The organism is Variovorax sp. JS1663 (genome assembly GCF_002157355.1).
Classification (GTDB): Bacteria; Pseudomonadota; Gammaproteobacteria; order Burkholderiales; family Burkholderiaceae_C; genus Variovorax.
On sequence record NZ_LYMK01000047.1, the window covers coordinates 1 to 18,036 of the forward strand.

Annotated in this window: 19 protein-coding genes; 5 read left to right on the forward strand and 14 right to left on the reverse strand. The window is 70.0% G+C overall.

Annotation, left to right across the window (positions count from 1 at the left end):
* Together A8M77_RS28415 and A8M77_RS28420 are read right to left on the reverse strand one after the other, a co-directional pair.
* A partial coding sequence (locus A8M77_RS28415) for an AbrB/MazE/SpoVT family DNA-binding domain-containing protein (RefSeq protein ID WP_337590032.1) occupies nt 1–125 on the reverse strand: 125 nt, incomplete at its 3' end.
* A gap of 487 nt (nt 126–612) precedes the next feature.
* Entirely contained in the window at nt 613–1,266 is a 654-nt protein-coding gene (locus A8M77_RS28420) for a TetR/AcrR family transcriptional regulator (protein ID WP_337590031.1), read from the reverse strand.
* A 26-nt stretch (nt 1,267–1,292) separates the two neighbouring features.
* Between A8M77_RS28420 and A8M77_RS28425 the strand changes: the two genes are divergently transcribed.
* The gene (locus A8M77_RS28425) at nt 1,293–1,760 is read left to right on the forward strand and encodes a nuclear transport factor 2 family protein (protein ID WP_086924824.1); all 468 of its coding nucleotides are present in this window, start codon (nt 1,293–1,295) and stop codon (nt 1,758–1,760) included.
* A gap of 80 nt (nt 1,761–1,840) precedes the next feature.
* On the opposite strand, the gene A8M77_RS28430 is transcribed toward A8M77_RS28425, so the two are convergent.
* The 4 genes from A8M77_RS28430 to A8M77_RS28445 are packed head-to-tail and all read right to left on the reverse strand — an operon-like array spanning nt 1,841 to nt 4,997.
* Nucleotides 1,841–2,230, reverse strand: a complete 390-nt coding sequence (locus A8M77_RS28430) for a DUF4189 domain-containing protein (RefSeq protein WP_086924825.1) — start codon at nt 2,228–2,230, stop codon at nt 1,841–1,843.
* A 24-nt stretch (nt 2,231–2,254) separates the two neighbouring features.
* Nucleotides 2,255–3,307 (reverse strand): lipocalin-like domain-containing protein, encoded by a 1,053-nt coding sequence (locus A8M77_RS28435; protein WP_086924826.1) that lies wholly within the window; start codon nt 3,305–3,307, stop codon nt 2,255–2,257.
* Entirely contained in the window at nt 3,307–4,374 is a 1,068-nt protein-coding gene (locus A8M77_RS28440; RefSeq protein WP_192871696.1) for a PLP-dependent cysteine synthase family protein, read from the reverse strand. The genes A8M77_RS28435 and A8M77_RS28440 overlap by 1 nt, the downstream gene beginning before the upstream one ends.
* A 41-nt stretch (nt 4,375–4,415) precedes the next feature.
* On the reverse strand, nt 4,416–4,997 hold the full coding sequence (locus A8M77_RS28445) for a TetR/AcrR family transcriptional regulator (RefSeq protein ID WP_202820669.1): 582 nt from the start codon (nt 4,995–4,997) through the stop codon (nt 4,416–4,418).
* A 160-nt stretch (nt 4,998–5,157) separates the two neighbouring features.
* On the opposite strand from A8M77_RS28445, the gene A8M77_RS28450 reads away from it, so the two are divergent.
* Nucleotides 5,158–5,733, forward strand: a complete 576-nt coding sequence (locus A8M77_RS28450; protein ID WP_086924867.1) for a peroxiredoxin-like family protein — start codon at nt 5,158–5,160, stop codon at nt 5,731–5,733.
* Here the strand turns inward: A8M77_RS28450 and A8M77_RS28455 are convergent.
* Nucleotides 5,717–8,269 carry an FtsX-like permease family protein gene (locus tag A8M77_RS28455; RefSeq protein WP_086924829.1) on the reverse strand — a complete coding sequence of 851 codons (2,553 nt, stop codon included), beginning with the start codon at nt 8,267–8,269 and terminating at the stop codon, nt 5,717–5,719. The two genes, A8M77_RS28450 and A8M77_RS28455, sit on opposite strands and share 17 nt — an antisense overlap.
* Nucleotides 8,270–8,410: 141 nt before the next feature.
* On the opposite strand from A8M77_RS28455, the gene A8M77_RS37300 reads away from it, so the two are divergent.
* The gene (locus A8M77_RS37300) at nt 8,411–8,542 is read left to right on the forward strand and encodes a hypothetical protein (protein ID WP_272947459.1); all 132 of its coding nucleotides are present in this window, start codon (nt 8,411–8,413) and stop codon (nt 8,540–8,542) included.
* Between the two features lie 6 nt (nt 8,543–8,548).
* Here A8M77_RS37300 and A8M77_RS28460 read toward each other — a convergent pair whose 3' ends face one another.
* Nucleotides 8,549–9,808, reverse strand: coding sequence for an RNA polymerase sigma factor (locus A8M77_RS28460; protein ID WP_443272865.1), 1,260 nt, complete (start codon nt 9,806–9,808; stop codon nt 8,549–8,551).
* Complete coding sequence (locus A8M77_RS28465) at nt 9,805–10,155, reverse strand: YciI family protein (protein WP_086924831.1); 351 nt, start codon at nt 10,153–10,155, stop codon at nt 9,805–9,807. The genes A8M77_RS28460 and A8M77_RS28465 overlap by 4 nt, the downstream gene beginning before the upstream one ends.
* A gap of 267 nt (nt 10,156–10,422) precedes the next feature.
* Here A8M77_RS28465 and A8M77_RS28470 point away from each other — a divergent pair, with 267 nt between their 5' ends.
* Nucleotides 10,423–10,773, forward strand: coding sequence for an alpha/beta hydrolase (locus A8M77_RS28470; protein WP_086924832.1), 351 nt, complete (start codon nt 10,423–10,425; stop codon nt 10,771–10,773).
* Nucleotides 10,774–10,844: 71 nt separating this feature from the next.
* Here A8M77_RS28470 and A8M77_RS28475 read toward each other — a convergent pair whose 3' ends face one another.
* The 5 genes from A8M77_RS28475 to A8M77_RS28495 form a co-directional block, all read right to left on the reverse strand.
* A complete protein-coding gene (locus A8M77_RS28475) occupies nt 10,845–12,062 on the reverse strand; it encodes an MFS transporter (protein WP_086924833.1) in 1,218 nt (405 codons plus the stop codon).
* 100 nt (nt 12,063–12,162) lie between these two features.
* On the reverse strand, nt 12,163–13,449 hold the full coding sequence (locus tag A8M77_RS28480; RefSeq protein ID WP_238137008.1) for an amidase: 1,287 nt from the start codon (nt 13,447–13,449) through the stop codon (nt 12,163–12,165).
* A 28-nt stretch (nt 13,450–13,477) separates the two neighbouring features.
* Nucleotides 13,478–14,839, reverse strand: a complete 1,362-nt coding sequence (locus A8M77_RS28485; protein ID WP_086924835.1) for an NAD(P)H-dependent oxidoreductase — start codon at nt 14,837–14,839, stop codon at nt 13,478–13,480.
* Nucleotides 14,839–15,744, reverse strand: a complete 906-nt coding sequence (locus A8M77_RS28490) for a phytanoyl-CoA dioxygenase family protein (RefSeq protein ID WP_086924836.1) — start codon at nt 15,742–15,744, stop codon at nt 14,839–14,841. The genes A8M77_RS28485 and A8M77_RS28490 overlap by 1 nt, the downstream gene beginning before the upstream one ends.
* The gene (locus tag A8M77_RS28495) at nt 15,741–16,421 is read right to left on the reverse strand and encodes a GntR family transcriptional regulator (RefSeq protein ID WP_086924837.1); all 681 of its coding nucleotides are present in this window, start codon (nt 16,419–16,421) and stop codon (nt 15,741–15,743) included. The genes A8M77_RS28490 and A8M77_RS28495 overlap by 4 nt, the downstream gene beginning before the upstream one ends.
* Nucleotides 16,422–16,608: 187 nt before the next feature.
* Here A8M77_RS28495 and A8M77_RS28500 point away from each other — a divergent pair, with 187 nt between their 5' ends.
* Nucleotides 16,609–17,730: an IS110 family transposase gene (locus A8M77_RS28500; protein ID WP_086924838.1), complete on the forward strand. Its 1,122-nt coding sequence runs from the start codon at nt 16,609–16,611 to the stop codon at nt 17,728–17,730.
* Nucleotides 17,731–18,036: the final 306 nt, after the last annotated feature.

An 18,036-nucleotide genomic window follows, 5' to 3' on the forward strand; every position in this document is an offset into this window, starting at 1 on the left:
TCGACGGTTGCGCCTTCGTGCAGGCCGAGCCGGCGCACGACCTCGGACGGAATCCGAAGGGCTAGGCTGTTGCCCCACTTTGCCACTTGCAGGTCCATGATGTATATCCCTTCATGGATATACATGCTACTCTCTGACCGCAAGATGTCAAGCGGGGCGGGCTGACCGTCCGAAACGTTCTCGCCCTGCACCGTGGGCCAAAAGCACGGCCACGGCCGCAGCCGTGAGATCGGTCGCCACACATTGGCGCATGAGTCTTCGTATTCGGCGCCGAACGTGCCGTGCAGGCTCGGCTCTTCCCGGCAGCAGGGCGAGCGGCAGGTTTTGGCCGCAACCGGCGGTTGCCCGCGGCGGACCTCCGATCATTGCTGACCGGCCATGTCGGGCGATCGAAGATCGTACCTAGGTCCCGGCGTCGGCAGGTGGGTGAACGACGGCTTTCACCCTGATCCTGGCCGCGGATGGGCAACGTCAATGACACGCTGGCTGCGATCTGGCGACGCGCTGCTGCTTCGCGGTGGGGTTGGTGAGGACCTCGAAGGTGGGCGCCTCGGGGCCGGCAGGTATTGCCCACGATTTGGCGAGTTCGGCCATCAGGCGGATTGACGCAGCTCAAGCGCTCGTCTTCAGCGTCGCCTTCAGGAGCTGTTCGAATCCGGATGACACCTGTTCGGCATCCATGCCCAGCTGCACATGAACGATCGCGCCGTCGACAGCCAGCGCCAGCGATTGCGCGAGGGCACGCCGGCGCCGCCCCGGCGGCAGCGTCGATGAGATCGCCTCGATCATCTCTTCCTTGTGGACGCGGCTCACCTCGAGCACCTCGTCGCTGGACGTACCGAGTTCCACCGATGCGTTGATGAATGCACAGCCGCGAAAACGCGCGTCGGACCACCATTCCTTCAGCGTCGGAAGGAGTGCCATCGCTCCAATCCTTGCGCTCCCATGCCGGGCCAGCGCGTCCCGAAACCAGTCGATCCACAATCGGTGCCGATAGTCGAGGTAGGAACGAATCAGGTCGTTCTTGCTCGGGAAGTGCCGGTAGAAGGTGACCTTCGTGACACCGGACGCTGCGATCAGCTTGTCGATGCCGGTCGCTCGAATTCCGTCTCCATAGAAGAGGTCGTGAGCGGTCGCGAGGATGCGCTCTCGCGCGGGCAGCTCGGCAAGTTCCGGACTTCTCGATATGGGCATGACGCCAGTGTAGACAGCTTCGTCTACGTTTGCTACATTGAGGCTATGTAGACGAGTCTGTCTACATGCCAAACCCCATCAACCTTGGAGGTCCCGCCATGGAAACTCGCCCGCCGCTACCGCCATTCACCAGAGAATCAGCCATCCAGAAGGTCCGACTCGCCGAAGAAGGGTGGAACACTCGCGATGCGGCGAAGGTCGCACTCGCCTATACGAGCGACACGAAGTGGCGCAATCGGGTCGAATTTGCCAGCAACCGCGAGGAAGCCCAGGCCTTCCTCGAGCGCAAGTGGCACAAGGAACTGGACTACCGCCTGATCAAGGAGCTCTGGGCCTTCGATGGCAATCGCATTGCCGTCCGCTACGCCTACGAGTGGCGCGACGACTCCGGCAACTGGTTTCGCTCGTATGGAAACGAAAACTGGGAGTTCCGCGAGGACGGACTGATGCAGCGCCGCTTCGCGTGCATCAACGACATGCCCATCCAGGCTTCGGAGCGGAAGTTCCACTGGCCGCTCGGCCGCCGTCCCGACGACCATCCCGGCCTCAGCGACCTGGGCCTCTGATGGTCCGCCGCCGGCGATTGGTAGCGGAGGGCCTGCGGCAGTAGAACGGCCCGCCATCCACCGTCATCGACCGCTTGCGCTCAACGCGAACACACGCGCACGACTACCTTGCACGGCTCGGTCGGCAGATGGCTTTCGCACTGTGCGGCCGCGCCCTTGCCCGCTGCTTCGGCGGTGGGCGCGATCGCGGTGCCCCACTCGCCGTAGTTGCCCGTCGCCAGCGCGCCGCAGGCGCGGTCGAAGTAGGCGCGGACGATGCATGCGCCCGCGCGTCCCGCCGCGCGCTCGCAGCGGGCGCGCGCGGCGTTCTCTGCGGCATCGCGGGTGGGCTGGTCGTAGGCGTAGCCGTACCAGCCCTGGAGCGTGGCGATGGCGCCCCAGCTCGGGCGCGAACCCGTCTGGGCGTGGGCCGAGCCGATCAGGAAGAAGCAGCACGACAGCAGCGTGCTCGAAACGAAGCGGAATCTCATGGTCGAATGATTGCGCAACAGCGCTCAAAGCTTCAGCGGCTGCGCGTAGCCGGTCATCTCGAGGTAGCCGCGCCCGATGCGCCGGCCGGTGGCATCGAGCAGATCGCTCACGCCTTCCCAGTAGACGCCGCCGGTGGAGCCACGACTGTCGAGTTCCTGGTCGTCGAGCAGGGCCTGGACGGTGAAGGCGCCGGCCGGCGTGTCGATGCGCCAGCGCAGCGGGTAGGTGGCGCGGGTGCGTGGGCTGGTCCACGGCTGCAGGCCTTCGAAGCGGATTTCATCTGGGCCGAACACGCGCAGCCGGCCGTCCGCGCCGCGCAGCGAGCCGCCGAACCACAGGGCCGAGCCGTCGCGGCGGCGCAGGCGGAAGGCGGTGAGGGCGCCGCCGTCGTCGAGGTTCATGCCGATCCAGTCCCAGCCCACGGCGTCGGGATGCATCAGCGCCTCGCTCCATTCGTGGTCCAGCCAGGCGCGGCCGCGCACCTCGAAGGCGCGGCCCTGCAGGCTCAGCCGCCCGCTGGTGTCGAGCTGCGGCTCGCTGTAGTAGTAGCTGGCCTGCTCGGGCTCGGGGCCCTTGCGCGAGAGGCCGGCCTGGCCCTGCAGCAGCACCGGCTGGGTGGGCGCGAAGCGCAGCGCGATGCCGAAGCCGGAGGCCGGCAGGCTCGCGACGTAGGCGCCGTTCTCGCGCCGCAGGGTCCAGTCGCGCAGGCGCAGGTCGGTGTCGTCCTCGCCGGCCGATGCGACGCCGAAGCCGGCGCGCGCGATGCGCTGGTCGTGCCAGAGCTTGCGGCCTTCGAGGTCGGTGACGGCGGCATGGGCGAAGACCAGCTGCTTCGCTGCGAAGGCCGAGCGCATGGCCTGGGCCTCGTCCACCCGCGAGCGAAAGAAGGTGAGCTGGAAGCCGAAGGCGCGCTCCCCGGCCTGCGCATGGCCGGTGATGTACCACCACTCGGTGCGCAGCTCGGGATGGCTGCCGAAGTCGCGCGGGAACTGCAGGGTGCGCGGCGGCAGCGCCCAGGCCGCGGGCAACGCGAGGGCCGGCAGGGCGAGCAGGGTGCGCCGCCGCATGAAGGCCATCAGCCGGCGAGCGCGTCTCGCACGCGCTGCTCGGCCGCGCTGCAGTCGCCGAAGTTCTGCGCCACCCAGCCGGCGTCGTGGTAGCTGGGCAGGTAGCGCTCGCCCGCGTCGCACAGCAGCGAGAGGATCGATCCCTGCCGGCCGGCCGCACGCATCTCCTGCGCGAGCGCGAGCATGCCGATGAAGTTGGTGCCGGTGGACGGTCCCACCTTGCGGCCCAGCAGCTGCGAGAGCGCACGCATCGCGGCCACCGAATCGGTGTTGGCCACCTCGATCATGCGGTCCACCAGCGAGGGGATGAAGCTGGGCTCCACCCGCGGGCGGCCGATGCCCTCGATGCGCGAGCCGGGCGCGGTCAGGGTTGCATCGCGGCTCGCGTGATAAGCCGCGAACACCGAGCCCTCGGGATCGGCCACGCAGACCTGCGTGTCGTGGCAGCGGTAGCGCAGGTAGCGGCCGATGGTCGCGCTGGTGCCGCCGGTGCCCGCGCCCACCACGATCCAGGCCGGCACCGGATGCCGCTCGCGACTCATCTGCTCGAACATGCTCTCGGCAATGTTGTTGTTGCCGCGCCAGTCGGTAGCGCGCTCGGCGTAGGTGAACTGGTCCATGTAGCGGCCCCGCTCGCGCTGCGCCAGCGCGCGGGCCTCGTCGTAGACCTGGGCCGCATGGTCCACGAAGTGGCAGCGGCCGCCGTAGAAATCGATCTGCGCGATCTTCTCGGGCGAGGTGCTCTTCGGCATCACGGCGATGAAGGGCAGGCCGAGCAGGCGCGCGAAGTAGGCCTCGCTCACCGCGGTGGAGCCGCTGGAGGACTCGACGATGGTCGTGCCTTCGCCGACCCAGCCGTTGCACAGCGCGTAGAGGAAGAGCGAGCGCGCCAGCCGGTGCTTGAGGCTGCCGGTGGGGTGGGTGGATTCGTCCTTGAGGTAGAGGTCGATGCCGTGGGTGGCGAATTGGGGCAGCGGCAGCGGGATCAGGTGCGTGTCGGCGCTGCGCTGGTAGTCGGCCTCGATGCGGCGGATCGCGCTGTCGAGCCAGCGGCTGTCGGAAGAGGTATGCGTCACGCGCCCGAGTTTATAAGTCCGGTGCGAATGACCAAAGCCGCTCACGACAAACCTGCGAGCAGCAAGTCCAGGCTGGCTTGGAACTCCTGCTCCGCCGTGCTTCGAAGCGCGGCGGATGCGATGTCGATCAGGTTGGGAAAGCGGGCGGCGGGGAGCGCCCGGAACCGGGCGATCGTCTCCTCGGCCGACTCCATGGCCTGCAGGGAAAGAGGGCCGGCCAGCTCGGCCTGGGCCAAGCCCATCACCAGCGCCGACACGGCTCGGAAGGCGACCAGCAAGTCCGTGTCCGACCGGCCGCTGCGCGCCAAGGCCGTCAGCAGCGCCTCCGTGACCTCGAACATCGCCGGCGCCCGGCTGCGGCGGGTCAGGATCAGCGGGATGGCATTCGGGTGGGCCCGCAACGCCTGCCAGAGGGCAGAAGCGATCGTGCGCACCTCGTCCTTCCAATCCGCGAAGGAATCGCGCTCCCAACGTACCTCGGCGATCACCGCTTCGATCACGAGCAGGTCGAGCCCTTCTCGCTGCGGCACGTAGTTGTAGAGCGTCATCGCCCCGGTGCCGAGCTCGGCTGCCAGCGAGCGCATCGACAGGCCCGCGAGCCCCTGCTTGTCGAGCAGCCGCAATGCTGCGCTTTGCAACTGCGCATGCGTGAACTTCGCCGGTCGTCCCATCTCTTCTTCGTTGACACGGTATCGGAAGCGTGATTATAGTCAAATACGTACACTGTACGTTTAATCGAAAAGCCCCATCGTCGGCCTTCGATCGGCCATGAAAGAGATGCTCATGAAACTCGCTCCGGGGCGCGCCGCGCCCGCATTCGAAGCCCAGGCGATCTCCGGCAGAAGCGTTCGCGTGCCGGCTCCGCAAGCGCACTACACCCACCTGCAGTTCCGCCGCTTTGCCGGCTGTCCCGTCTGCAACTTCCATCTGAGGAGCATGGCGTTGCGCCAGGCCGAGATCGCCGCTGCCGGCATCCGGCAACTGGTGTTCTTCCATTCCTCGCTCGAGGAGATGCTCAAGTACCAGGCGCAACTGCCCTTCGATTGCATTGCAGACCCGCGCAAGAAGCACTACCGCGCCTACGGGGTGGAAACGTCCTGGCGTGCGCTGCTCCACCCCGGCGTGTTCTGGAGCGGCATGCGCTGGGTGCTGGCAACCGGTCGGTTCTACCGCAAGGCCGAGAACGGCATTCTGGGGCTGCCGGCAGACTTCCTGATCGATGCGCAAGGCCGTGTACTCGCCTGCAAGTACGGCCTGCATGCGGACGACCATTGGGAAGTCGAAGATCTGCTCCGGCTCGCCGGCGACGCACGCCCGGCGACATCCGCGCGGCGCGATGCCCTCACCAGTCCTCCTTGACCGCCAGCACCGCATCCCGCGAGGCCGCCGCGCGGCCCGCTAGCCAGGCGGTGAGGGTGCCGGCCGCCACCACCGCGGCGCACAGCGCCGCCAGCCGCAGCCAGGGCACCAGCAGGTCCATGCTCCAGTGGAAGCTCTGCGGGTTGACCACGTGCACCAGCACCACCGCCACGGCGAGGCCGAGGCCCAGGCCGGCGGCCGCGCCGATCGCGGTCCAGGCCGCGCCCTCGCCGGCCACCACCGCCAGCACCTGGGCGCGGGTGAAGCCCAGGTGCGCCAGCAGCCCGAACTCCTTGCGCCGCGCCAGCACCTGCGCGCTGAAGCTGGCCGCGATGCCGAAGAGGCCGATGCCGATCGCCACCGCCTGCAGCCAGTAGGTGACGGCGAAGCTGCGGTCGAAGATGCGCAGCGAGGTCGCGCGCAACTGTCCGACGGAGGCGAGCTCGACCGGCTCCGCCGCGCCCAGCTGCCGCGCGGCCAGTGCGCGCACGGCCTGCTGCACCTGCGTATCCTCGGCGCCGGGGGCGAGCCACAGCGCCACGTCGCTGACGCTGCGGTCGCCGGTGAGTCGCTCGAAGTCGCGCGCGTCGATCGTGATCGCGCCGAACTGCCGCACGTAGTCGCGCCACACGCCGGCCACGAAGAAGCGGGTACCGCCGCCGAAGGCACGGGCCAGCGGCGGAAACTCGTCGCCGGGCTTCGCGCCGTAGAGCTCGACCATCGCTTCGCTCACGTAGACGGGCACCGTGCCCGCCGGCGTCGGCCGCAGGGCACCCAGCAGCGGCAGGGCGCGCGCTGCGTCGCCGTCCATGCTGCGCGCGATCAGCGTGACCGAGGGCCGCGCCGGATCGAGCAGCAGCGCGCGCGTGCGCAGCGTGCCGGTGCGCGCGACGCCGGGCAGCGCATTCAGCGCCTGCACGAAGGCCGGCGTGAAGGCGGCCTGCTCGCCGCCCACCGAGCCGCCGCCACCGCCGGCGGCGCTGCGCACGTAGAGATCGGCCGGCAGCACCACGTCCAGCCAGCGCGTCACCGATTCGCGGAAGCTCGCCACCATGACGGTGAGCGCCACCGCCAGGCTCAGGCTCGCGACCACGCCGCTGACGGCCACTGCCGCGGTGGCGCGCATGCGGCGCGCGCGCTCGATGGCCAGCATGGGCAGCACGCGCAGGGCGAACAGGGGCGCGAGCCGGTCGTAGAGCAGCGCGATCAACCCGGGCAATGCCGCGATGCCGCCCACCAGCAGGAAGCCCACCGACAGGTAGGCCGCCACCGGAATGCCGAACACCGCGGGTGCCGTCGCCAGCGCCGCGCCGGCCGCGATCAGCAGCAGCGCGAGCCGAGGCGCTCCGCTCTGCGCGTGGGTGCCGCCCAGGCCCTTGAGCGTTTGTGCCTCGGGCAGGGACTGCGCCGCGCGCGCCGGCCACCAGCCGCCCACCGCCGCGGCCAGCAGGCCCAGGCCGCCGTAGAGCAGGGCCGGGCCCCAGCGCCAGTGCAGTGCGGGCGCGACGCCTTCGAAATAGCCACCGCCGAGGTCCCCGCCCAGCACCCGCAGCCCGAAGGCGGCGAGCGCCGTGCCCAACAGCAGGCCGAGCACGCTGCCGACCAGCCCGAGCGCCAGCGACTCGGCCAGCACCAGCTGCAGCCGCTCGCGCGGCGTGAGGCCCAGCACGCCCAGCAGCGCGAACTGCTGGGCCCGCTTGGCGACGCTCAGCGCCAGCACCGAGAACACCAGGAAGGCGCCGGTGAAGAGGGCGACCAGGGCCAGCACCGTGAGGTTGACCCGGTAGGCGCGCGAGAGGTTGCTCACCCGCTCGGCCGCATCGCCGGGCTCGGCGATCTGGATGTTCGCCGGCCAGCCGGGCGCGTCGCGCAGTGCGCGCATGAAGGCGGCGCGGTCGGTGCCCGGCGCGAGCCGCAGGTCGATGCGGCTGAGCTGGCCGGCGCGGCCGAGCAGGTCCTGCGCGGCGCCGATGTCCATCACCGCCAGCGCCGCGCCGCCGGCGGCGACCTGGCCGGCGATGCGCAGCTCGCGCGTGTCGCCGCCGACGCGCAGGCGCAGCCGCGTCGCGTCCTCGCCGAGCGCGGTGCGCGCGGCCGCGTTGAGGAACACGGTGTCGGGGGCGAGCAGCGCGAGGCGTTCGGCATCGGCGGCCGGCTTCGGCATCAGCGCGGGGGCGATCGTCGGGAGCACCAGCGCATCGGCGCCGACGAGACGCAGGGGCAGGCGCTTCCCATCGGCGGCGAGCGCCTGCGCCTGCGTTTCGAGCACGGGGCTGGCAAGCTGCACCTGCGGCAACTGCGCGACGCGTGCGAACACGGCCTCGTCGAAGCTGCCCTGGGCGGCGCGCAGCTCCAGGTCGGGCTGGCCGTTGACCGATCGCACCGCGCTGGAGAACTCGTCCAGCGCCGAGGCGTTGATGAGGTGCACCGAGAAGGCCAGCGCCACGCCGAGCATCACGGCCAGCACGGCAGCCGCGCTGCGCCAGGGGTGGTGGCGGAGCTCTTGCTGGGAGAAGCTCAAGAGGAGGGCGCGCATCAGGTCGATTCTGCTCGCCCCTGAGTCGAGGCTCAGGAACAAGGCTCCGACATCCGGCGCCGCAAGGGCATCTTGGGCACGCTCACTTGAACAGCGCGCGCAGTTCATGGGGCAACTGACTTGATCGGCGCATGCGATTTCATGCTGATTGCGGTCGTGATCAACAAGCCTGCGCACAAGGCCAAGTACAGCGATCCAATTCACCCATATCACTTGGCGCTGCAATTCGGCCTGGAGCGCTTGCGGCATTTTCCGAAGCGGGGCGTGACGTGATCTTCATCAGCGCTCGGCCTCCGAGGCTAGGTGGGCGCGCACCGCTGGGCTGGTGGCGAGTCCCATGGCGCGCGCATAGGCCGCGCGTGCGGCATCGCATTCGCCAATGGCGCTCAGCAGATGTGCCCGAGCAGCCCAGAAAGGCTGGTAGCTCGCGACCTCGTTCGCGGCCATGGCATCGAGCGCTTGCAGTCCGGCTGCCGGCCCTTCCGCACGCGCCAACGCGCAGGCGCGGCTCACGCGGGCGCCGGTGCTGGGCCGCAGCGCGAGCAGGCCGTCGTAGAGCGCGACCACGGCTCCAGCCGGGACCTCGGCGCCCAGGTGCCGCGCGCAGTGCGCCGACTGGATCGCCGCCTCCAGCTGGTAGGCGCCGGCCATGCCCAGGCTGGCCGCGTGCCGCAGCGCCTGCTCGGCTTGCGTGTGCATGGCGAGGTCCCAGCGCCGGCTGTCCTGCTGGTCCAGCGGCACGTAGGCGCCGTCCTCGCTGCGCCGCGCAGCGGCGCGGCTCTCGCAGAACAGCATCAGCGCCAGCAGGCCGAGCGGCTCGGGCTCGCGCGGCATCAGGCCGCAGAGGATGCGGCACAGGTCGATGGCCTCGCCGGTGAGCCCGCGCTGCGCGCTGTCCGCGCCGTCGATGTCGTCCCAGCCGGTGCCGTAGGCGGCGTAGATGCCGTCGAGCACATCCTGCAGCCGCTGCGGCAGGTCCCGCGCGCGCGGGAACTCGAAGGGAATGCGCGCGGCGCGGATGCGCGCCTTGGCCCGCACCAGGCGCTGCCCGAGCGTGGCCGGCGCGACCAGGAAGGCGCCGGCCATGCGGGCGGCATCGAGGCCGAGCACGGTCTGCAGCATCAGCGGCGCGCGCGCCGCCGCATCGATGGCGGGATGCGCGCAGACGAAGAAGAGGCGCAATCGTTCGTCCGGCACCGCCTCGCCGCCGCTGTCGGCGGCGAAGGTGTCCGCCAGTGCGAGCAGGGTCTGCGATGCCTCGTCCTGCACGCGGCTGTGGCGCCAGGCATCGAGCACGCGATGGCGCGCCACGGCGAGCAGCCAGGCCTCGGGCTGGCGCGGGATGCCCTCGGCGGGCCAGCGCTCGAGGGCGCGCGCGAAGGCGTCGGCCAGCGCGTCCTCCGAGGCGGCGATGTCGCGCGTGCGCGCGGACAGGATGGCGACCAGACGGCCATAGGACTGGCGCGCGGCGCGCTCGGCTGCCTCGTGGACTTCGGGCGGGGCCGCGCCATCCACGCCGTCCACACCGCCCACGGTCAAGGCGCGGTGAACACCGGCCGCACTTCCACGCCGCCGGTGGTGGCGCAGGGCGCACGGGCCGCCCATTCGAGTGCGGTGTCCAGGTCCGGCACGTCGATGATGAAGTAGCCGCCCAGCTGCTCCTTGGTGTCGGCGAAAGGGCCGTCCTGCACCTGGCGCTTGTCGCCGCGGATGCGCAGGGTGGTGCCGGTCATCGGCGGCTGCAGGCCGTGGCCGCCGAGCGAGATGCCGGATTCGCGCACCGCACCCACGTAGGCCATCCAGCCGGCCATGTAGGCCTGGGCGTCGGCGCTGCCGCGCTGTTCGAATTCGGACTGGGGTTGGTAGAACATCAGCATGTACTGCATGAGGAAGCTCCTGGAGGGGATGTCGAGCAGGATCGCTCAAGCCCATGACGGCTGGCAAGCCGGCATTTCGACACGGGCTGGTTGCGCTCTGCAGAAAAACAAGCCCCGCGATTGTTTCCAGTTTGGTGACACCGCGATTCCAAAAACAAGGGTTTCCACCTAGAAATCGGCTCCATACTCTTTCAACGGGCTGGCCATGAGCGAACCCGAACGAACAGGCCAAGACACCGGTTCGACATCGTTACAAAGCATCCGAAGGAGATCACCATGAAGAACACGAAATTCATCGCAGCCGCTGCCCTCTCGCTGCTGGCTGTTGCCGGCGCCCACGCCGAGACCTATGAAGGCGTCCATCCGCTGACCAACGGCTACAGCCGTGCCGAAGTGCAGTCTCAAGGCGTCGCCGCCGCGCGCAGCGGCAACGCGTACAGCGACGTGGCCGACTCTGGCGTGCAGACGATCGTCTCGACCGCCGACCGCGCCAAGATCCAAGCCGAAGCTGTCGCCAAGGCGCATGACCCCCTGCAAAGCCTGGACCGCCGTGCGTTCTTCCGCGACGAAGTGCCGGCCGCCTACAAGAAGCCGAGCGTGTCCTTCACGCGCCAGGCTGGCCTGTAAATCCAGCGAAGCGCTTCGGCGCATGACGAAGCCGGACCCGCACGACGGGCCCGGCTTTTTTCATGCCTGCGTCAGGCCGGCGTCGGCAGTGCGCGCAGCCCGCGCATCGGCGAGGCCAGGATCAGCCACGCCTGCAGCCCGAAGCCCGCCATTGCCAGCAGCAGGCAGGCCGGCTCGCCCCAGGCCGCGCCCACGGCGCCGCCCAGCGCCGCGCCCAGCGGGCGCATGCCGGCGTTGGCTGTGAGGAACAGCGCCGACACGCGGCCGAGCATCTGCTGCGGCGTGACGGTCTGCCGCAGGGTGGTGGAGGCGATCACCCAGACGATCGGGCCGACACCGAAGAGGAACATCGCGAGCGCCGCCAGGAGACCGCTCGGCCAGGCCAGCGTGGCCACCATCGCCAGCGCCGCCAGCACCGAGAGCGCGGGGCCGAGCTGTATTGCCCGCCCCAGAGGCAGGGACCGCAGGATGCGCGGCGAGAGCAATGCCCCGGCCACCATGCCGGCCCCGCAGGCCCCCAGTGTGAGACCGACCGCTTCCGCACCCAGGCCCAGCGCGCGCACCGCATGGGGCACGTAGGCTGCCTGCAGCACGAACCACGAGAGATTCCATGCCATCGCGGTGAGCAGGATTGGCCGCAGCAACGCGTGCTGCCAGACGAAGGCGGCCCCTTCGCGCAGCTCGGCGACCGGATGGCGGGCCGGTGCCTGCGTCCGTGCCGGCTCGGCGATGCGTAGCAGCAGCGCCACCGCCTGCAGCGACAGCAGCGCGGCCAGCACGAAGGCCACGGGCGCGCCCAGCCATGCGACCAGCGCGCCGCCCAGCGACGGCCCGGCGGCAAAGGCCGCGCTGCGCGCCAGTTCGAGTCGGCCGTTGGCCTGCGCCAGCGCAGCGCGCCCGACCAGGGACGGCACCAGCGCAGGTGCCGCGACGCTGAAGCCCACCGTGCCCACGGCGCCGGCGAAGCCCAGCACGGCCAGCCACGCGATCGACGGCGAGGCGCTGACCGCCACGCCCAGCAGGCCGAGCAGCGACAGCGCCCGCAGCGCCTCGGCCAGCACCATCAGGCGCTGGCGGGACCAGCGGTCGGCGAGCAGGCCCAGCGGGATGGACAACAGCAGGAAGGGCAGGGTCTGGACGGCGGCCAGCAGGCCGATCTCGCCCGGCCCCGCATGAAGCGCGAGCACCGCCAGCAGCGGCACGGCGGCCAGGCTCAGCTGTTCGGCGGATTGGGCGGCGAGGTTGGCGCCGGCGAGGCGGAGGAAGGGGCGGGGAAGGGCGGTGCGCATGCGCTGTGTTCTCGAAGCGGGTTCGACCCGATCCTCGCCCCGATGCGGTCCCGGCGCTGGCCGGATCCGGACCTGCGCCTGCCGGCTGCGCGCGCGCCGATCATGCGTTCGCCAGCAGCGTATGAACGGCTGCAGCCGCCTCCAGCAGGGCACGCTCGCGGCCCGGATGGCCGACCAGCTGCACGCCGATCGGCAGGCCTTGCGGACCGGAGAGCCCCGGTACGTTGACGCAAGGCAGGCCGAGCAGCGTCCATATGCGGTTGAACACCGGGTCGCCGGTAGCGGACAGCCCGGCCGGCGCCTCACCGGGTGCGGCCGGCACGAGCAGCGCGTCGAACGGCTGCATCAGCGCGCCCGTCATGCGCCGGGCCTCGGCCGCCTGGTCGCGCGCGTGCCGGTAGCCGGCATCGTCGCACGCGCGGCCCGTTGCCAGCAGGGCCTGCAGCGCACCGCTGAGCTGCCCCGGGTGCTGGCGCCATTCCGCATCCAGGTGGCGTGCAGCCTCGCAGGCCATGACCGTCTTCTGCGCCTCCAGCAGCCCGGCCATCGACGCAGGGAGGTCGACCTCGCGCAGGCCCGCGCCGGCCGCGGCCAGGCAGCGGACGGCTTGCTCGAACGCGGCCGCACCGCCTGCATCGGCGGCCGGCCATTCATGGGTGCGGCAGACGCCGATGCGAAGCGCACGCGAGCCGGGCGGCGTCAGCGGCTCGAAGGCCGTGCCGGCCATGGCGCAGCGCATGAGCTCCAGGTCTTCGGCGCTGCGGGCCAGCCAGCCGAGCGTGTCCAGCGAAGGCGCGAAGGGCTTGATGCCGTCGAGTCCCACGCTGCCGTGGCTGGGCTTGAGCGCGAAGACGCCGCAGAAGGAGGCCGGCCGGATCAGCGAGCCTGCGGTCTGCGTGCCGAAGGCCAGCGGCACCATGCCGTCGGCCACCGCGGCGGCCGAGCCGCTGGACGAACCGCCGGGCGTGTGGCCGGCGCGGTGCGGGTTGACCGTCGGGCCGGGAAAGAAGTAGGCGAACTCGGTGGTCACCGTCTTGCCCAGCACCACGGCGCCGGCGGCGCGCGCCAAGGTGACGCAGTGCGCGTCGGCGTCCGGCTGGAAGTCCTCGTAGATCGGTGAGCCGTAGCGCGTGGGCAGCCCGGCGGTGGCAATGATGTCCTTCACGCCGAGCGGCAGGCCGCCGAGCAGGCCGGGCACGCCGCGCGCGTCCAGGGCGCGTGCGGCGGCCAGCGCGGCCTCGGCATCGAGCGCGCGCCAGGCGTGGACCGCCGGCTCGCGCTCCGCGATGCGCTCCAGTGCCGCACGCGCCACGGCCTCGGCCCTGAGCTGGCCGCTGGCCATGGCGCGGCGCAGCACGACGGCCGTCATGTCGTGGAACGCCGTCACGGCCTCCTCGTCGCACGCGGCGCGAGCCTCATCTCGAGCCGCCTGCGCGCGCTGGTGCGAACATCGATTCCATCTCGCTGCGAAGCCGATAAGCCGGAGTGGACGTGTCCATCGCCACGTCGGCCCAGCTCAGGCTCTGGCCCTTCTTCACCGGCCGCACCAGCTTCACGTTGTGCGCGAGCCCCAGCGGCAGCCCGCCCAGGCGCAGCGAGCGCTCGGCCGGCAGCAGCTTGCCCCACACGGTGTAGCCGCCTTCGCCATCGAGCATCTCGCCGGGTGCGAGGTCGCGCTTGGCGGTGGCGACCACGTCGGCGTTCCAGCAGGTGGCCACGCCGGTGGGCTCGCCGCGCAGCGCCACGCTGGCGACCGACATGCCGACCTCGAGGCCGATCAAATGCCATCGCTTGTAGAGCGTGAAGTAGCGCCCGCTCGGATCGGTGTGGGCGTTGTATTCCTCGAAGCAGTTCTTGATGTACTCGGTCTCGGCCTCGACCGTGACCCACACGCCCATGCGGATGTCGTAGGGGATGCGGCGGCCGTCGGCCTCCAGCGAGGACACCACTTCCACCATGCCCTTGCGCTCCAGCACGCCGCCTTCGCTCTTCGGGCGGGTGACGAAGGGGATGTCCTCCACGCTGGCGGGCGGGTAGAGCAGGCCGTCGAAGGGCACGCCCAGCCCGGTCGCGTTGGCCACCGCCGCACTCTCGATCGAGGGCTTGGAGCCGTCCAGGAAGCTGTTGAACATCTTCGGGTTGAGCCCGCCGCGCTTCGCCTGCTCGGGCGTGAGGCCGTAGTGGCCCCACACGGTCTCGGGCGTCGATTCGCTGAAATGCGGCAGCCACTTGTGGCCGCGCCCGGCCGCCACCACCGGGAAGCCGCAGGTGCGGGCCCAGTCGACCAGGTCGCAGATCAGCGCCGGCTGGTCGCCGAAGGCCAGCGAATAGAGCACCCCGGCCTGCTGCGCGCGGCGCGCCAGCAGCGGGCCGCAGAAGGCATCCGCCTCCACCGTGACGTTGACCACGTGCTTGCCGTGGGCGAAGGCGTCGAGGCAGTGCTCGACCGCGGCCACGGGGTTGCCGGTGCATTCGACCACGATGTCGATGGCGCTCTCTCGCGTGACGGCCTGCCAGTCCTCGGTGATCCAGGTGGTGCCGTGCCGCACGGCCTCCTGCACCGAGCGGGCTGCGGCGCGCTCGCGCGGCCAGCCCACCCGTTCGAGGTTGGTGCGGGCGGCCTCGGGCGAGAGGTCGGCGATGGCGACCAGGTGCACGCCGGGCGTGCGAGGAATCTGCGCGAGGTACATGGCGCCGAACTTGCCAGCGCCGATCAGGCCGATGCGCACCGGCTTGCCCGCGGCGGCCCGCTGCTGGAGTCGTTGGTGCAGGCTCATCAGGCGGCCACCGCATCGATGCGTTCGAGCGAGGTGCGCAGGGCGCTCTCGGGCAGGCCGTCCTTCCACGGCGTCTCGACCGGGTAGGGCTTGCGCAGGCAGTCGTCCGGCAGCAACGCGATGGGCGTGAAGTCGCGGTGCGCGATGTACTCCGGCCGCTTGAAGCGCCGGATGTGGTTGCTGACCGCGCACAGGCTCAGGTACACCGCGACGCGGTTGAAGGGCGAGAGGTTGCTGCCGGAGGCATGCACCAGGCAGCTGTGGAACAGGATCATGGAGCCGGCCGGGCCCTTGGGCGAGACGATGCCGCCCTCGACGTGGCGGCCCGCCGCGTCGTAGTGTCCTTTGCCGCCGGCCCGCTCGACCAGCTGCGCGATCAGGTCGTTGTCGACGGTCCAGAGCGGGTAACTGGTGGTCGTGAGGTCGTGCTGCGCCTCGACCACGCCCTTCACGTGACTGCCGGGAATGAACATCAGCGGGCCGTTGAACTCGCTCACGTCGTCCAGGAAGATCGCCACGTTCATGGCGCGCTCGGTGGGCATGAGGTCGTCGTTGAGCCAGGTGCCGTAGTCCTGGTGCCACTGCCAGACGTCGCCCTCGAAGGCCATCTTGCCGTTGATCTTGAACTGGTGCATGTAGACCTCCTCCTCGAAGAGATCCATCACGGGCGCCACCATGCGCGGGTGGCGCGCCAGGCGCGCGAAGGGCTCGCTGATCAGGTGCGCCGCGAAATTGGTGCGCACCGCGTCCGACCCTTTCTCGCGCACGTTGAAGGCCTCGTGCCGGCTGTAGAGCGCGGGCACCGCATCGGTCAGCACCTTGGTCTCATCGGGGGAGAAGTGGCCGGGGAAGAAGAGGTAGCCGTCGCGCTCGAACTGCGCGCGCTGCGCCGGGGTGAGTTTCATGCGGTGTCTCCAGATCTGGAAAGGCGCTCGGCGAGGCGCATGCTCAGCGTCTCGCCCGCGCGGGTGCAATGCGCCTCGCTGAGCTGCGCGGCGCGTTCGACGTCGCCGGCACCGATGGCCTCGGCGATCGCCTCGTGCTCGTCCCACAGCGACTCGCGCTGCGGCACGGATTGCAGCACCGCGCCCATCGCGCGGCGCAGGTGGACCCAGTGCTGGCCGGCGCTCTGCGCGATCAGCGGGTTGCCGGAGGCGGCGTAGATCGCGTGGTGGAAGGCGACGTCGGCCTCGATCATGGCCTCCACGCTGCGCCCGCGCGCGGCACGGCGGCCGCGCTCGATCAGCTTCGGGTCGATGCGCGCGCGCTGTGCGGCGGCCAGCCTGGCGGCCAGCACCTCCAGCGCGCCGCGCACCTGGTAGAGCTTGCGCGTCCATTCCACGTCCAGCGGCGCGACCAGCAGGCCGCGGCCGGGCGCGTCGAGCACGAAGCCGTCTTTCTTCAAGAGGCGCAGCGCCTGCAGCACCGGCTGGCGCGAAACGGCCAGGCGTCGCGCCAGGTCCTCCTGCGTGATGCGCTCGCCGGGCGCGAGCGAGCCGCCGCTGATGGCATCGAGCAGGGCGCGGTAGACCTGATCGACGAGGTCGGGTGCGGCGGCGATCTGGACCAGCTGGGCGGGCATCGGGTGGTAGACGTGATTCTGAACTCTGTATACAGAGTACGGCGAACGATGCGTGCTGCCACTAGACATCATGGTCGCTCGATAGGTCAGCGAGGGGCTCGTCTCCGGTATCGTGGATTGCGCACTTTGGTGCGCCGAGCCACATGCGGTGAGGCAAAGCCAGCCGCAAACCGTATGGAGACGAGCCATGGACGAGAGTATCAAGTTCTTCGTGGGTCTGGATGCGCACAAGGACAGCATTGCGGTGGCCGTATGCGAAGCTGGGCGAGAGCCCAGCCGCTTCGTGGGAACCCTCGGGCCTGACGTTCAGGGCCTACTCAAGGCGCTACGCAAGTACGGCCCCGCGCAGCAAGTGAGTGTGGTTTACGAAGCTGGGCCGACCGGCTATGGGCTGCATCGAGTGCTGAGCCAGCGCGGCTATCGCTGCGAGATCATCGCTCCATCCTTGATCCCACGGCGAGCGGGCGACCGCATCAAGACCGACCGGCGCGATTGCGCCCGACTGGCCGAGCTGTCTCGCGCAGGCGAACTCAAGGCCATCTGGGTGCCCGACGAAGCCCACGAGGCATTGCGCAACCTGTGGCGCGCGCGCGAAGACGCGGTCAACATGCGCTTGAAGGTGCGCCAGCAGCTCAAGGGGTTCCTGCTGCGCCAGGACCGACGCTATGCCGGCAAGACCTCCTGGACCAGGATGCACCAACGATGGATCGCAGATCAGCGTTTTGAGCACACGGCAGACCAGATCGCGATGACCGAATATCAACTGGCGGTGCAAGTTGCGGACGAGCGCGTGCAGCGGCTGACGGCGGCACTGCAGCAGGCAGTCCAGGGCTGGCGCTTCGAGCCGGTCGTGGCGGCCCTGCGGGCACTACGCGGCGTCGACACAGTCAGCGCCATCGGCTTGGTGTGCGAGATCGGGGACATCGGCCGCTTCGGCACTGCACGCCAGCTCATGGGCTACCTCGGCCTGGTGCCCTCGGAGCATTCCAGCGGCAACAGCGTGCGCCGCGGCTCGATCACCAAGACCGGCAATGCCCACGCGCGGCGCCTGTTGACCGAGGCGGCTTGGAACTACCGTTTCCCGGCGCGAATCAGCAACGAGTTGCGCGAGCGCAGCAAGGCGCTGCCGCCGGGCATCCGCACCCACGCGTGGAAGGCACAGGTGCGCCTATGTTCACGATTCGCACAGCTGTCCAGGCGAGGCCTGCAGGCCAACAAGGTCTGCGTGGCGGTGGCACGCGAGTTGGCCGGATTCGTCTGGTCCATCGCCCAGCAGGCAGCGCCAGCGACCCATCCTGCTGCTCGATAGCGACTGCCAATGGCACGAGGCGATGCGGCCCGATCACGATGGGAAGAACCCTCGCCGGCCCTATCTACAGAACCCCTCGGGGCAACCTGCGCCACTAGATCGAGGCTGCTTCCATGACGGATCGATGCACGGTGGTAACCAACCCACGGATATCAGTCTGATCCATCGTCGCAGCAGCAGACTTGGGCCGCATCACCCCGTGCCACTGGATCAACAACCAATCCGTGCCCCTTGACGGGAGCGACCATATCAGGGCGTGGACCTGTCATTCCGCCTTCATCAAGTTCAGGGTTAACGCGCTCAATC

Bases quoted from the DNA above. Each gene is read 5' to 3' on its own strand.
- A8M77_RS28425 (WP_086924824.1), top strand. From the start codon at position 1,293: ATGGAAACTCGCCCGCCGCTACCGCCATTCACCAGAGAATCAGCCATC.
- A8M77_RS28430 (WP_086924825.1), bottom strand. From the start codon at position 2,230: ATGAGATTCCGCTTCGTTTCGAGCACGCTGCTGTCGTGCTGCTTCTTC.
- A8M77_RS28435 (WP_086924826.1), bottom strand. From the start codon at position 3,307: ATGGCCTTCATGCGGCGGCGCACCCTGCTCGCCCTGCCGGCCCTCGCG.
- A8M77_RS28450 (WP_086924867.1), top strand. From the start codon at position 5,158: ATGAAACTCGCTCCGGGGCGCGCCGCGCCCGCATTCGAAGCCCAGGCG.
- A8M77_RS28455 (WP_086924829.1), bottom strand. From the start codon at position 8,269: ATGCGCGCCCTCCTCTTGAGCTTCTCCCAGCAAGAGCTCCGCCACCAC.
- A8M77_RS37300 (WP_272947459.1), top strand. From the start codon at position 8,411: ATGCTGATTGCGGTCGTGATCAACAAGCCTGCGCACAAGGCCAAGTAC.
- A8M77_RS28465 (WP_086924831.1), bottom strand. From the start codon at position 10,155: ATGCAGTACATGCTGATGTTCTACCAACCCCAGTCCGAATTCGAACAG.
- A8M77_RS28470 (WP_086924832.1), top strand. From the start codon at position 10,423: ATGAAGAACACGAAATTCATCGCAGCCGCTGCCCTCTCGCTGCTGGCT.
- A8M77_RS28475 (WP_086924833.1), bottom strand. From the start codon at position 12,062: ATGCGCACCGCCCTTCCCCGCCCCTTCCTCCGCCTCGCCGGCGCCAAC.
- A8M77_RS28485 (WP_086924835.1), bottom strand. From the start codon at position 14,839: ATGAGCCTGCACCAACGACTCCAGCAGCGGGCCGCCGCGGGCAAGCCG.
- A8M77_RS28490 (WP_086924836.1), bottom strand. From the start codon at position 15,744: ATGAAACTCACCCCGGCGCAGCGCGCGCAGTTCGAGCGCGACGGCTAC.
- A8M77_RS28495 (WP_086924837.1), bottom strand. From the start codon at position 16,421: ATGCCCGCCCAGCTGGTCCAGATCGCCGCCGCACCCGACCTCGTCGAT.
- A8M77_RS28500 (WP_086924838.1), top strand. From the start codon at position 16,609: ATGGACGAGAGTATCAAGTTCTTCGTGGGTCTGGATGCGCACAAGGAC.